Annotated in this window: 11 protein-coding genes and 2 pseudogenes; 2 read left to right on the forward strand and 11 right to left on the reverse strand. The window is 64.1% G+C overall.

From position 1 onward, the window contains the following. Positions 1-95: 95 nt before the first annotated feature. Positions 96-431: a helix-turn-helix domain-containing protein gene (locus tag D5S19_RS02225; protein ID WP_120021641.1), complete on the reverse strand. Its 336-nt coding sequence runs from the start codon at positions 429-431 to the stop codon at positions 96-98. Between the two features lie 801 nt (positions 432-1,232). On the opposite strand from D5S19_RS02225, the gene D5S19_RS31885 reads away from it, so the two are divergent. Together D5S19_RS31885 and D5S19_RS02230 are read left to right on the forward strand one after the other, a co-directional pair. Next, positions 1,233-1,394 (forward strand): hypothetical protein, encoded by a 162-nt coding sequence (locus D5S19_RS31885; protein ID WP_158605471.1) that lies wholly within the window; start codon positions 1,233-1,235, stop codon positions 1,392-1,394. A gap of 399 nt (positions 1,395-1,793) precedes the next feature. Next, entirely contained in the window at positions 1,794-2,102 is a 309-nt protein-coding gene (locus D5S19_RS02230; protein ID WP_120021642.1) for a flavoprotein, read from the forward strand. Positions 2,103-3,062: 960 nt separating this feature from the next. Here the strand turns inward: D5S19_RS02230 and D5S19_RS02235 are convergent. The 10 genes and pseudogenes from D5S19_RS02235 to D5S19_RS02285 form a co-directional block, all read right to left on the reverse strand. Beyond that, complete coding sequence (locus D5S19_RS02235; RefSeq protein ID WP_199730279.1) at positions 3,063-3,941, reverse strand: cytochrome P450; 879 nt, start codon at positions 3,939-3,941, stop codon at positions 3,063-3,065. A gap of 515 nt (positions 3,942-4,456) precedes the next feature. Then, on the reverse strand, positions 4,457-5,149 hold the full coding sequence (locus D5S19_RS02240; protein WP_120021644.1) for an LOG family protein: 693 nt from the start codon (positions 5,147-5,149) through the stop codon (positions 4,457-4,459). Positions 5,150-5,323: 174 nt separating this feature from the next. Further along, the gene (locus D5S19_RS02245) at positions 5,324-6,550 is read right to left on the reverse strand and encodes a cytochrome P450 (protein WP_120021645.1); all 1,227 of its coding nucleotides are present in this window, start codon (positions 6,548-6,550) and stop codon (positions 5,324-5,326) included. After that, complete coding sequence (locus tag D5S19_RS02250; protein ID WP_199730281.1) at positions 6,547-9,633, reverse strand: amino acid adenylation domain-containing protein; 3,087 nt, start codon at positions 9,631-9,633, stop codon at positions 6,547-6,549. Before D5S19_RS02250 ends, D5S19_RS02245 begins: the two co-directional genes overlap by 4 nt. A 188-nt stretch (positions 9,634-9,821) precedes the next feature. After that, entirely contained in the window at positions 9,822-10,244 is a 423-nt protein-coding gene (locus D5S19_RS02255) for a pyridoxamine 5'-phosphate oxidase family protein (RefSeq protein WP_233573669.1), read from the reverse strand. Positions 10,245-10,571: 327 nt separating this feature from the next. Next, a pseudogene (locus D5S19_RS32280) lies at positions 10,572-10,763 on the reverse strand (transposase); the annotation flags it as partial. 38 nt (positions 10,764-10,801) lie between these two features. Continuing rightward, positions 10,802-11,104: pseudogene (locus D5S19_RS33485) on the reverse strand (carboxyl transferase domain-containing protein); the annotation flags it as partial. Next, entirely contained in the window at positions 11,088-11,267 is a 180-nt protein-coding gene (locus tag D5S19_RS33490; protein WP_120021648.1) for an Lsr2 family DNA-binding protein, read from the reverse strand. The gene D5S19_RS33490 and the pseudogene D5S19_RS33485, both read right to left, overlap by 17 nt. A gap of 756 nt (positions 11,268-12,023) precedes the next feature. Beyond that, positions 12,024-12,683 (reverse strand): TIGR02391 family protein, encoded by a 660-nt coding sequence (locus D5S19_RS02275; RefSeq protein WP_158605473.1) that lies wholly within the window; start codon positions 12,681-12,683, stop codon positions 12,024-12,026. 549 nt (positions 12,684-13,232) lie between these two features. Beyond that, positions 13,233-13,556: a transposase family protein gene (locus D5S19_RS02285; RefSeq protein WP_120021650.1), complete on the reverse strand. Its 324-nt coding sequence runs from the start codon at positions 13,554-13,556 to the stop codon at positions 13,233-13,235. Positions 13,557-13,867: the final 311 nt, after the last annotated feature.

Genomic DNA, 13,867 nt, shown 5'->3' on the forward strand with positions numbered 1-13,867 from the left:
GTCTCGGAACTGGTGAGTTCACTCCGGCGAGATCAGACAAATTCTCCTCAAACCGTTACGGGCGTACCGCCGGTGAGGGCGGCACACCCACGGTGTCAGTCTGCGCGCTGTGGACTGGAATTCCGCTGCTGGGCTTCGTGTAGCTGGTCTTCGAGGGACACGATGCGGCATGCCGCGTCGACGGCGGTGCCCTGGTCGACCAGCTCCCGCACCCTGGCGGCGATCCGCAACTGGCGGCGGGAGTAACGCCGGTGCCCGCCGGCGGAGCGTTGCGGCTGGATCAGGCCGGCTTCGTCCAGGCTGCGCAAGAAGTTCTGAGTCGCGCCGAGCATGTCCGCGGCGCGGCCCATGGTGTAGGCGGGGTAGTCCTCGTCGTCGAATTTGTCCGCTCCGCCACCGGTCACGGCCGGGTCGTGTTGGTCAGGGATCATTCCACCTCCACATCACAAGGGACCCCGGGTGCCGTACAGGCACCCGGGGTCCCAGGGGTTTGGGTTTCATCATTGCCGACCGGCATGCATGCCGGACTGTTGTACCCGCATCCGGTCACAAAGCGGACCGTGCGGGGATCGCTGAGTCGTAACCGAGAACCACCTTCCAATCTGATGGGACTGCGGTACCCGCGCGGCGCTAGTGCCCAGCCGCGGCGGGCGATCCAATGATGTGCCCTATCCCTTCTTTCCTGTGTTTCTCTCTTACTCGGTACCGCTGCGATCATCACCGGCTGGAACCCCTTACCTAGATCGGTCCCAGCACGCCTGATGTCGCTTGGGGAATGTGGGGCCTTGTGCTGCTCGGCCCCACATCCGCCATCTTCTTCACTGCATACTGCGAACTGACATCACTGCGCGCGGATACTCGTGCTCATCCGCGTCTGCTGCACCAGGGCCGCTACTGCTTCGTCTTCACTACCCGGCCCCGGGTTCGCCACCAGCCGGAACCCCTTCCGTGATCGGCTCCGTCCCGCGTGGCGGTCTCGCTTGTCTTTTCGCGGGCAGTTACGTCATCTCCCGCGCCATCTGACGTTTGTCTCTCTCCGAACAAGGAGAAGACTACACGCCCCTGCCGTTGAATGTCTACCCCCGCCGACATAGATTTACTGGACGGTCAGGTGAGGGGATGTCTGAACCGGCGCACCGCAGGTCAGCGTTCCATGCCTCGCCTGGCGACCGCGTGGAGCAGATGTCGGCCGAACTCCGAGGTCGGTCGACATCCGGACGACGAGAGGACGCGTGAGCGTGGGCTCGCCGATGCCGCTCGAGACCTGGGTGAGCGGACCGGTCCGCGCCACCATCGCGACAATGACGGCCGATCCCTGGCGATCAGCCGTGCTCGACCACCACCAGGACGAGATCCGCGCCCGCCGTACGCGACTCGGGCACGTCATCCAATAGGTCGCTCGAAACGAAGAAGGCGGTGCTGACAAACCCGTTACCGGACGAGCCGCGATCGGCACCGGCGGACGGACTGTCCGCGCCGCCATCGACGCGTTCCCCGACTCCTCCTCGAAGATCAAGATCAACCCGAACACGCCGCGCGCTGACACCAATGTGCTTGACCGGTCGCGGAGCTGCTCGCACCCGGCCGGGCCGTGGCTGATGTCACCGAGTCCCTCGAACACCTTGCCGCCGCATTCCGCCACGCCCCGGGCCGGTCCGCCGGGAACCTGGCACCCCGCATGCTGAGAATTCTTGGCCTCTCCATTTGGGAGCGGTCGAGTGCGGTCCTGCCTGGCCTCGACCTGGCGTTGGGACGATCTCGTCACGCACTGACTGGCTGGCCGGAGGTGTGCAATGCGGCTGATCGTCGCGATGACCGGGGCAACCGGGACCGTGCTGGGGATCCGTGTGCTGCAGGCGCTGCGCGATCTCGACGTGGAGACGCATCTGGTGATGAGCCGTTGGGCACGAGCGACCCTGGCGCAGGAAGGTGCGGTCTCGGCGCGTGAGGTCGAAGCCTTGGCTGCCGTGGTGCACAACTCGCAGGATCAAGGTGCCGCGATCGCGAGCGGTTCGTATCGGGTGGACGGCATGGTCGTCGTGCCGTGCAGCTTCCCGGGGGAACCTCACCAGGCGGTACGCCTCCTCGACGGGCTGCCATAGCGACATTGTCCAGCCCTCGGCCACCGTGTTGTCCGCGATGTCGACACGCGACCAAGATCCGTTCGGCGCGGTCAAGGTGTGTGCGTAGGGTCGTCGCGTCGCCTCGTTGAGAAGCGCGCCGAAGACCACGTCTCGCGGCGGTAGGCGTCGTCTCCGTTCGGGCCGTCGTCGGAGAGGGTGGCGAACCCGGTGTAGTACATGTGTGCGGAGTAGTCGCCGCCGGAATCGTGGTGCGGGGGATGCTGTCGCCGTATTCGATGGCGCAGGCGCCGAGTTCCAGTGAGCCGCGCGGTCCGGCATCGGGGTGGGCCCGAGGCGGGCAGCCGACGGGGATGGACGTCGGCGCGCGATTTCGGTCGGGGTCCTGCGGAACGGCCGGGGCAGTGCGCCGCCCCGAAAGTGGATCTTCGGGGCGGCGTTTTCGCTGGTCACCGTGCTGCAGTCTTGGTGGGCCGCCAGGGGCTCGAACCCTGGACCCAGGGATTAAAAGCCCACGGGTTCGATCCTGTCGATCTTGACATGGTCTTCGTTCGCAGGGCTTCTACCTGCGATGTCGTCGACTTCAAGATCATATTTGTGATTGCTGGCGGCCAGTCTGGTCTCCGCTATGTCTCCGTTCTTCCTGCTGTGCTCAAGGCGAACACCGAGCCACCCTGCTCGCCCGGCACGCGGGCGCTGCTCCTCGACCTCGCCCCAACGCTCATGGCTGGACGCACTGGACCTGCTACGCCACCGGATCGGGGACAGCAGGGTCAACGCCAATCTCGACGACGCCGAAACCCTCGTCCGACGAGCCGGGCGGCTGCCCATGGCCATCCTCATTGCCGCCGACCAACTCAGTCACGACGCTCCTGCTGCGGGCCTGCGGCGAGTCAGGCGACTGCGACGCCCGACCACGACGCCCGCGCCATAAATGCGTGCGTACGCGAGCATGTCGACGGCTCAGCGCTGACGTAGGTTTCACATTCCCCTCCCCAGCGTCTGTGAAGCAGTTCCCCAACGGACTGGTAGGCGGGCGGGTGCGCGTAGCGGGGTAGAGTCGTCCCATGTGAGGGTGTGTGCTGGTTCGCTCAATTCGAGGCCAGGAAGTCGTTCGAAAAGTACCCGGAGGGCAACGGTCAACTGCAGCCGCGTGAGATGGGCCCCGGTGCAGCGGTGTGGTCCATGACCAAACGCGACGTGTGGGTTGGGTGTTCGGGTGAGGTCCAGGTTGCCGGGATTGATGAATATCGCCGGGTCGTGATTGGCGGAGGCGATGACGGGTAGAACTGCGTCACCGGCGTGGATCCGTTGCCCATGCAAGGTGAAGTCCTCCGAGGCGACGAGAATGTTGATGGCGTTCATCAAGGGGACGTACCGCAGTAGCTCTTCCACGGCGTTGTCGATTTTTTCGGGATTCTCCCGGAGATGCCGTAGTTGCTCGGGGTGTGTGAGCAGCGCCAGCAGCGCATTGCTGGTATGTTGGATGTTCGTCTTGTAGCCGGCCATGAGCATGGTCACGACAAAGCTGACAACGTCATCTCGGGTCAGTTCGCCTCCCGCGCGGCGACTTTCCCTGAGCAACAAGCAGATGTAGTCGTCACCTCCTTCACGTTCCTTGTGGTCGATCAGTTGTGATGCGTAGTCCTGTAGTGCGTACAGGGCCGCGAGCACTTCGTCCTGCGGGCGACCGGCGGCACTGAGGAGCGTGAGAGTGTGTGGCAGATAGACGTCGCGGTCGATATGCGGAAGGCCGATGGTGTCGCACAGTACTTGCAGCGGCAACGGTTCGGCGAAGGACGTGACGAGATCGGCGGTTTCGCCGGAGGCCTCCATATTGTCGATCAGCTGTTCGACCATCGTCTGGATGCGAGGTATCATGCGTTGGAGATGCCGTCGGCCAAATAGCGGCAGTACGGTCCGGAGCACCCGATTGTGGTGCTCGCCGTTCATCTCAAGAAAAGTGGGCAGGCATTGCGGTGGTTGAGTTCCCTCGTGCACAGGCCAGGCAGAAAGCAGCGGCCGGACAAGTCGGGGGTCGGCGAATGCCGCGCGGACGTCGGCATAGCGGCTGAGGAGCCATCCGGTCTCACCGTTGGGTAGTCGTGCTTTCACAATGGGCTGTTCGATGCGCAGTCGAGCGTATGCGCAGGGCGGCCTCGTGGGATCAGCGTCAACCGCGGGTATGGAGATGACAGTGTCGGGTTGGCCGGGTTGGTTGCCAGGGGCCATTGCTGGTACCTCCAGAGTCATGGCACTGGTGCGCACCTTCCTGTGCCCACCTGAACCGACTCCGATTTCGGAATAGCTTTACAGGTAATGTCGAGCGATGATGTTTTTTCACATTGTCAATTGTTGTGCAGGCTGGGAAAATATCAGTCGAGATTTGCCTGCAAGACTTCGACGCTATCCTTCCTCTTGTCTTTCTCCGCGATCGGCGGCATGAGCCCTTCCGTGACTTCGCTCGGACGTTCCGAGAGCCGGGGAAATCCAAGCAAGTCGAGAGCAGTGTGCGCGTCCGAGGCTACCTGGATGAGCGCACGTTCGGCCAAGCCGAGGTAGCCATGGGCGACCATGCTGTCCAGGAAAGCGAGCAATGTGTCGAAGAATCTGCCGCAGTTGACCAGGACGACGGGCTTGTCATGGAAACCGAGCTGGTTCCAGGTCGCCACTTCCAGGAGCTCGTCCATGGTGCCGAATCCTCCGGGCAACACGGCGAATCCTGATGAGAGACGGTACATGAGCGCTTTGCGCTCGTGCATCGTCTCTGTGACGATGAGCTTGGCGCGGAAAGGATCAGGACCTTCGCGTTCGTAGAGAGCGCGTGGGATCACGCCGGTGACTGACGCTCCTGCGGCCTTGGCGGACTCGGCGAGAGTGCCCATGATGCCGACACTTCCCGCGCCGTACACCAAGCCGACACCGCGATCACCCAACGCCCTGCCGAACTCCTCGGCGGCCGGCAAATGCTGGGGATGTTTACCGACGCGTGAGCCGCAGAAGACGCCGACCTTTGGGGAAATCGACGGGTCGGACGCAAGTGGCTCGACTGGTATTGTTTGGCGCATCAGACGGATTCCTCCACAGTTCTGGACGGTTCACGAGGCTTACCGGGCGGTGCACTGGATCCATCTGCGCACGACGAACCCGATCGAGGAACGCGCTGCGTAGCTCTCAGCAACGCCAGGTGAACGCGTGACGGGAGTTGGTATCGACTTGGATTGCCGTGGCGGGCACCGGACTCACCAGGTTGCCAGAATTTGTGCCGGCATGATTGCCATCCGGTTGGGGTGCCATGGGATCTCCTGTTCCGGGGCGGCGAGGCGGAGTGCGGGGAAGCGGTCGAGGAGGACGCGAAAGGCTGTGTCCGAGTGGCGACGGACCAGATGGGCGCCAGGACAATGGTGGCGGCCGTAGCCGAAGCGGAGGTGGGGATTGGGGGATCGGGCCGGATCGAGGGTATCGGGGTTGGTGAACGCGGCTGGGTCGTAGTTCGCCGCATCCAAGGAGAGGAGGATCATGTCGCCCTCTTTGACTGTGGCGCCGCCAAGTTCGGTGTCTTGGGTGACAAAGCGTGGGATGGCGTTACCCAGGACAACGCTGTATCGCAGAAGTTCCTCGACGCACTGCGGCATCGTTTCCGGATGGTTCCGTGCCGCATCCAACATATCCGGACGCTGCAGAAGGTTGAGTGTCGCGACACCCAGGAAGCTCGCAAAGTCCTCATAGCCGCTGACATAGAGGACGGCGGCTATGTTGGACAGCTGCGTGTCGGTCAGGCCCCGCGTTCGAGCCTTGAGATCCGCCAGGCGGTCGAGCAGGCCGCGCGGTTGTCCGGGGTGCCGGGCGGCCATGTGCTCGCGCATGTAAACGCGAATTTCCTCCCAGTTGCGGGCAAGCTCGTCGGTGGTGGGCGTCACCATGGTCAAATCGAGGTCGGCCCGTATTGCGAGCCATTCGCGGTCGGCGAAGTTCAGGCCGAGCAGCCGGCACAAGCACTGGGCAGCAACCCACTCCGCGAAGTGGCGCTGCAGATCGCCCGGGAGCCCGTCCTGCACCATCTTGTTCAGTCCCTCGTGGGTCGCCTGGGCGACCCAGTCAGCGGGCAGATCGGGCTGAGTGCGGCCGAGCGCCTGCAATGTCTCGTCGCGCAGCCCTGCCTTCTGGAGGTGGTTCATGGCATTCAGCAGCTCCGGAGCCAGGATCGGGGTGTCCTGCTTGGGGCTGTTCGTCTCAGCCAGGACAGACCGGGAGAACTGCCGGTTCCGCAGCACATGCTGGGCGAGCTCATAACCGGTGACAAGCCATGCTTCCTCACCGGAGTTGGTGGTGACCCGGGCGATCGGGCAGCGGCTCCGCAGGGTATTCAGCTCCGGAGCCAGCCGGTCACCTTGAGTACTGAAAGGGTATCGTGGGAGGGGTACCTCGGAGGCGGATTCGCCGCGAGGATGTACGTCCGGTGCGGTCATAGCGTCTTCCCTGTCCTCAAGGACCCGTTGGCGAGCGGCCGGCCGAGATAGCCTGCTGAGTAGAAGAACTCGAGATAGCGATCGAGCAGGTGCGCGTCGACGGGTGGGCAGTGCAGGCCGCTGCCGGCGAGGTCGCGATCCACGTTGACGCGACCCAGTTCGGGAAACGTGCCGGTGAAGTACATTTCTTTGACTGAGATGTCGGCCTTGTTGCTGCGGTCCACGCACAGTGACACGAACGGTGCTGTTGGGCTGGTCGGGTTCTGGGCGACGTATCGGACGAGTTCTGTGACCCATTCGTGGTAGGGGCGTTCGTGGATTCGGTGGCCGGTTGCGCGCATTCGGTCGAGCATGTGGTGCAGGGCGGCCGGGCGGGGATTGGTGAGGTGGTAGGTCGTCCGGGTGGTGGCGCGGGTGGTGGCGATGTGGACGATCGCGTCGGCGAGGTAGTCCACGGGGACGAAGTCCAGGGGCAGCGGGATGGTGGGGGCGAGGCCGGTTTCGGCGATGGTTTTGAACAGGGAGCAGATCGCTGTCTCGGTGTTGCACGCGCCGGTGCGCTGGTCACCGGTGATTTCATAAGGCCGGTAGATCGCGATCGGGAGTCCTTGGCCGGCGGCGTCCTGCAGCATCTTCTCTGCTACCCATTTGCTTTCGGCATAGCCCATGGTGAGCCGGTCGGGATGTTCGAGGGGCAGGTCCTCGTCGACGTGGCGGATCCCAGCGGTGCCGAATCCGGCGACCACTGCGATCGTGGACAGGAAATGGACGGGCACACCACGTCGTGCGGCGAGTTTCACGATCTGCCGGGTGCCATCCACATTGGCTGCGCTCAGTGCGTCGTACGGGTAGAGGAAGTTGACGTGTGCCGCGGAGTGCACGATGAGGTCGAGGGTGTCGGCCAGGTGGTCGAATTCGCCGGTCTTCATTCCCAGGCCGGGTGTGTTCAGATTTGCGGGGATACCGACGATCCGGTCTTCGGATGCAGGCTGTTCGAGGCCATATCTGGTGAGATTCGCCAACACGCGCCTGCGGGCGTGGGAGCGATCTCGGGCACGGACCGGGCAGTAGACGACGGCGTCCGTGGTGCGCAGGAACCTGTCGAGCAAGTAGGCGCCGACGAAGCCGGACGTACCGGTCACCAGCACCGCACGCGGCCTCCTCCACGACGGCGCTGGTTCCTGAGGCCGGGGCAGGACGAATCCAAGCCGGCCCTCGGCGGCGAAGTCCACCGGGGAAGGCGTCCCCGCGCTACGGTGAACTTGTACCGTTTCCACGGCTTGAGTGAAGCCATTCAGGGTCGGTGTCTGCAGCAGGCTGCGGATCAGGGCGCTGCCGTACTGGGCATCGAGGCCGAGCGTGGCGAGCGTTCGGGTCACGACCTCGGCCGCGAGCAGAGAATCACCGCCCAGAGCGTGGAACTCATCCTCGGGTTTCGGGCAGACCTGGAGCACGGTCTGCCATATCGTGGCGAGCGCACCGGTCAGCCCCTGGTAGACCGGGGTTGCCGGCGACAGCGAGGGAAGCGTTGGAAGCGCGAGGTCATGGAGCCGCTTCCGGTCGACCTTGCCGGCGGCTGTCACCGGAAATTCCGCGACCTCGAACAGTTGTGTCGGCACGGCTGCCGCGGGCAGCCAGGCGGCAAGGTGCTGGCGGACCTGATCGACAGGTACTGTCTCGCCGGGCCGCGCCGGGGTGACATACCCCGTGAGGTCGTCGTCGCACAGGTCGACCACGGCCTCGCCGACAGCGTCGTGTGCCTGCAGCCGCGCCTCGACCTCGTCCAGTTCGATGCGGTGTCCCCGCAGCTTGACTTGCCGGTCGGTGCGACCCCGGTATTCCAGGTGCCCGTCCGCACGCCGGATGGCGCGGTCCCCGGTGCGATACAGCCGCCCGCCGGGGACACCGGCGTGAGCCGGAAACCGTTCGGCGGTCAGGTCGGGATCGCCGAGATACCCCAGCGCCAGGCCATCGCCGCCGACGAGGAGCTCCCCCTCTTCCCCCGTCGCTGCCAGGGTGCCGTCGTCGCTCACCACGCAGCACAGCGAGTTCTCCAGCGGACGGCCAATCGGCACCGTCGGCTCACCCGCCGGCAGTTCCCGCACCTGATAGGCGGTGGACACCACGCTGTTCTCCGTGGGGCCGTAGAAATTGACGAGAATGGTGTCCGGGCACGCCGCGAGCACGGCACCGGCCAACCGTGAGTCCAGCGCTTCCCCACCCGCGGACACGAACCGCAGTGTCCGCAACGCCTGTGGCCGGGTCCGCGCGATGCGGTGAAGCACCCCAGTGGTCAGATAGGCGATCGAGACCCGCTCGACGACCAGTCGCGACTCCAGCACGTGCGGGGCGAGCAGCTCTTCGCGATCAATCAGGACCAGACAGGCGCCGTTGAGCAACGCGGCCCAGATCTCGATGGTGGAGGCATCCGAGGACAAGCCGTACGCGTGCAGCACGCGGTCTCCCGGCCGGGGCCGCTGCGACACCAGGTCCGAGAACGCCAACCGCACGACACCGCGGTGCGGGATCGCCACCGGTTTCGGGTACCCCGTGGAACCTGACGTGAACATGACGTAGGCGCAGTCGGTCGCCGCAACCTCAACCTCGGCCGGCATGTCCGCCACGGACCGGGGACTGTCCAGATCGGCCACATCCAGACGGGTGCGCACCCGCCGCAGACGGCAGACGGAGCCGGGCAGGGTCACCACCGTGTGAACGCCCGCCTCATCGGCCATTGCCTGCAACCGATACGGCGGCGCCGTGTCCTCCAGCGGCACGTAGACAGCACCCGCTTTGAGTATTCCGAGGAAGGCCACGAGCGCGTCCACCGACCGGCGGCCCACCACGCCGACCGCGTCGCCCGCCCTCACATTCACCGCGCGCAGCCTGCGTGCCAACGCGTCGGAAAGATCCTTCAAATCACCGTAGGTCAGGCGCGTGCCGTGATGCATTGCCGCAGTCGCGCCAGGTCGCGCCACCGCCTGGGCATCGAACAACACATGCAACGGACAATCCCGCGGATAAGGAACAGTCGTCACATTCCAGCACGCAGCAGGCTCTGTAATTGCCTCAACCGATACCAACAACGCTCTCCTCTTTGCTTGTTTCTCACCCGTAACGCTGAGCCTTGAGAATCCGGGTCGGCAGCCTCAAAATTACGGGCACAAACGCCCCGCCTGCTAGCATTCGGTGCACAACTACAAGACTTTGCGAAAAAGTAGTGGATCTATTGCCATCGGGGGCCGAAACCCTCACAGGGTGACGAGGCCGGTCATGAACTGAACTCTGCGGCAAAAGCCGAGAAATCAGCTGTCCGCCATCGTTGTGGTCGCATTCGTAACAGAATATCCTCGGTCAACTGCCGACTGTTCGCCTCCAGATACGCTTCCGCCGTCCCGTCGTTCAGATATCGATGCGCCAGCGCCCTGCGCTGGTTCGCCGGCACAGGATCCTCAATGGCGACGACCGGACCCTCCACGCTGACGTACCGATACGGCGTGGACTCGTCCTGCACGCACAGACTGAACCTGTCCGCCGCGCGGACAAGTCCGGCCTTCATGGACAGCCTCGCTGTCTGCACCACAACCTCACCCCCCGGTACGTAGCCGTACCAGACTGGAATCAGCAAGGGAGCGCGCTTGTCGCGAGGGTCCTGAACTCCGAGCACGCCTACTCGCACTGCGGAAAGGAACATCTCCCGATCATTTACAGACATAGCCGGGCCGGTCAAGAGCACACCCCTAAGAAAGCGCGAAGTTGCGCGAGTTGCAGCCTCGCGAAGGACTATTCAATAGTGCACGAGACGAAGAGGGTGGGGTTACTCCACCTTTCTTCGACGCGGTGGTATCACCGTGTTGGTAAATTATTGACGATTAGTTCCCGTATACACAATAGGCTATTGGCGTGAACCAAATTGTCGACACGAAGGGCTGTCAGGGCGCCACGTGGCTCACCGGAACCTACTCCGTCCGGCCGTATGGATCGCATCCCGCAAGAAACCCAAAGGTGGTGAACGGCGGTGTCAAGTGGTGGATGCACCAGTTGATTCGCGTAGCAGTTTGTTGAGTACTTCGGCAGGTTTGCGCCATCCCAGTGTCTGTCGTGGACGGCCCTTCAGTTTTTCTGCGACGGCGTCGAGTTCGGCTTGAGTGTGGCCGTTGGTGTTTTCGTTGGTGCCGCATTGCCACGGTGAATGCGGATCGTAGAAATAGACATGGCGGTGCACTGATCATATGACGCCGCCCGTTGAAACCGCGCAAAGTTGTGCGCGTAGGCGAACACCGTTGGCCCCTCGACCATGCCTCGGCCGGTTACCATGTCGCCGGGGTCCAGCCGTCGGGCCTCCAGCCCGAACGTGTGCGAGCGATGCTTGCGGAACTGCTCGGTCTTCCGGAAGATTCCCGGGTCGAACAGCAGATCCAGCCGTCCCCGCACGGTCAGCTTGCCGCGATCGTACTGTGTCTGCGTGCTCTTTGCGGACGGGCCAGCGGCCGCTCGCTCGCGGGCGTCGCGCAGTTCGCCCGCAGCGATCTGGTGGTCATCGCCATCGTTCACCCTTTTGCAAGGAAATTCGACCTCGATCGGAGACGCTGAACCCGTTCTCTGCAGCCCATGCTCGAATGTCGCCGCCGCGCTTTCGATCAGCGGCGGACGGCGACCGGGCGCTCGAAGGTCCTTGGCTGAGCTGGTGAACGGCCGACGAGCCTCGCGCGGGCACGAGCCCTCACATGGGCGACGCGAGTCCGACCGTCTCCGGCTGGTCTCCGCCGCCCGGCACACCTCCACGCAGCCTCACCCACACCAGGCCAGCGCAGCGCTCTGACCTGGCATTATGTGGTGGGCCGCCAGGGGATCGAACCCTGGACCCGAGGATTAAAAGCCCGCGGGTTCCATCGCGGTGATCTTGAAACAGGCTTCAAATTCAGGGCCCCTACCTGCAGTTTTGCCACCCTCAAGATCGTGTTTGCGGTTGCTAATGTCCGTGCTGGGCTCCGTTATGTCTCCGTTCTTCCTGCTGTGCTCCGCTGGGGTAAAAGTGCCGTCTGACCTGCGGCTCTGCCTCGTCTGTCGGTGCGTCATCGGTGGTTCGGTGGTGCCCGGGTGGGGACGACGACTTCCGTGCCGGACCGTTCGGGTGTCGATCGAGTGGTCGAGCGCTGGCGTTCGATCGGGTTGGCAGCATTGTCGATAGGTGTCGCATGCTGGCGCCGGTGGTGATCGAGGCGTCCAGGATGTGGGGTGGCCTGAACCCGCTCGCTGGCAAACCGTCCGCCGGCGAACGGAGAGCGGTCCGCGGCGGACCGGATCGTTCGCCGAGTGACAGTCGTACCTCAGGCGCAGCAGCCGACGGGAGGCGAGCGCGCCATAGCGTGATCATCGGTGTTCCGAGGACAACGAAGAATCACGCTGTGGCCGCGCGGGCCTTGGGCGCGGCATGCTGCGAATGCAGTTGCCTGAATGTTGGGCGTATCGCCTAGTCGGCAACTGCTGCGTCGTAGTGGCTGAGGGGGCGGCAATTTCCTAATTTGACTGTGCTGGCGGAATGCTGGTAGTGAACTTGTGTAAGCCGGAGACTGGCCAGCCCGAGTACGCCGAGTGGGTATTGCTTGGCGTCCGGCCGTTCCTGAATGTTGTGACGGTCGACGTTGCCGAGCGCGGAGACCAGGCCCGTGGCGAGATTTCGCCAGCCGTCCGTTTCGTTGGCTTGATTGCCCAGCGCGAGTGGCCCTCCAGTCGCGAACGCGGTGACGAACAGCGCGTGACCGACAAGGTTCCTCCCTTGTTTGTCGGTTGGCGTGCCGGACCAGCGTCGCACTCTGTCTTCGACATAGATGACGGCTGCGCTGGCCACTTGCTCCCAGCGTTCCTCGCTGACGGAGTGTTTGACGTGATCCCACAAGCTGGCGTCGTAGCTGCCGCCTTCCACGGCTGTCGCGCCGCTTACGAGACTGAGTTCATAGATCGCCGCATCGATGAGCCCGACTGCCTCGGCGACGCGGCCGCGGGAGAACCGGGCGTCGCTCTCGGCTTGGTCTGGAGAGTTGACCCAGAAGCCGACGAAGTACCTGAGCGCGATGAACTCCTTCAGTGCCGACGACTCGTCCCCTAGTGAATTTCGTAGTACCGCCACCACTTTTGCTTTCCATGTCGCGTGCGCGGGTGGGCGTGGAAGCCTGGACGAGTTGAGAGCTTTCCGCCTCTCTCTTGAGTTCCTCGAGTTCGGCAATGGCGTGCTCGGGTTTCACATACATGGATCTATTCCGCACCGTTTGAGGATTGCCCAGACCGTGGAGGCGCCACCCTTGCGGCCCATGCCGGCGAGTTCTCCGGTGATGCGCCGGTATCCCCACCCAGGATTTCTTGGGCCATGCGCAGAATCAGCTCGCGAGTTGAGGGCCGCGTGGGTGGTCGTCCTGGTCGTCGACGCTGGTAAGTCCAGCGTCGTTTGACCAGGTCGGCGTGCCAGCGTAGGAGCGTGCCTGGGGTGACGAACAAGTGCCGACGGTGCGCGCAGCAATCGGGCCAGTGCGCTGATGACGGCGCGATCCGCCCAGGACGGCCGTGGCCGCGCCGACCTGCCGGCGCAAGACGGCCAGTTGATGGCGCAGTAGGAGAATCTCCACGTCCTTGGCGGTGTCCGAGCGGACGAGCAGGGCTGCCCAGGACAGGAGTCGGCAGAAGGTCAGGTATACGAGTCGCAACGCCTCGATCGTCGATCATGCCGAACGCGATCCGTCTTCTGGCACCCCTGGTCAACGCCCATGACCGAGTATCGGGCACCCACAGTATCGGTGTCCAGTCCGAGCGCGTCCCGCACCTGTCGCGAGTCGTCCGCGACCCACTCCCCGATCGCGGTGAACGAGCAGGCACCGGCCAGGACCGCGCACACTGCCGGGGCCAGGATCGCCATGATCGGATGTCGCACCCCACGGGGTTGACGAGGATCGGGTATCCCCGCCAGCGCGGCCAGCAGGCCTGGCCCGACACGATGGTGATCCACGGCCATGGGTAGGTGGCCCACAACGGGTGGATCGGGGATGATGACGCGGCGGCCATGATTCCTCGTGACGATCAGGCTGTAGGGGCCTTCATGATCGCCACGAGGGCCATGCCGTGCCACAGTCTTTCCCTGGCGTGTCAAGTGCTCAGCGCACGTCAGAATCGGTCCACCCGGCCTTTGCCGAGGCCTAGTGTCAAGCCCCGGGTTTGATGGAGACTGGATTAGTTGGTTTCCAGGGTTGCGGTGACCGGGTGGGTCATCGCGTGTAGTGCTTCGTACTCGGCGGGTGGGACGTGTCCGAGCTCGCCGTGCAGGCG

This window comes from Amycolatopsis panacis, assembly GCF_003600245.1.
Taxonomy (GTDB): domain Bacteria; phylum Actinomycetota; class Actinomycetes; order Mycobacteriales; family Pseudonocardiaceae; genus Amycolatopsis; species Amycolatopsis sulphurea.

Bases quoted from the DNA above. Each gene is read 5' to 3' on its own strand.
- D5S19_RS02225 (WP_120021641.1), bottom strand. From the start codon at position 431: ATGATCCCTGACCAACACGACCCGGCCGTGACCGGTGGCGGAGCGGAC.
- D5S19_RS02230 (WP_120021642.1), top strand. From the start codon at position 1,794: ATGCGGCTGATCGTCGCGATGACCGGGGCAACCGGGACCGTGCTGGGG.
- D5S19_RS02235 (WP_199730279.1), bottom strand. From the start codon at position 3,941: ATGGTCGAACAGCTGATCGACAATATGGAGGCCTCCGGCGAAACCGCC.
- D5S19_RS02240 (WP_120021644.1), bottom strand. From the start codon at position 5,149: ATGCGCCAAACAATACCAGTCGAGCCACTTGCGTCCGACCCGTCGATT.
- D5S19_RS02245 (WP_120021645.1), bottom strand. From the start codon at position 6,550: ATGACCGCACCGGACGTACATCCTCGCGGCGAATCCGCCTCCGAGGTA.
- D5S19_RS02255 (WP_233573669.1), bottom strand. From the start codon at position 10,244: ATGTTCCTTTCCGCAGTGCGAGTAGGCGTGCTCGGAGTTCAGGACCCT.
- D5S19_RS02285 (WP_120021650.1), bottom strand. From the start codon at position 13,556: ATGGCCGTGGATCACCATCGTGTCGGGCCAGGCCTGCTGGCCGCGCTG.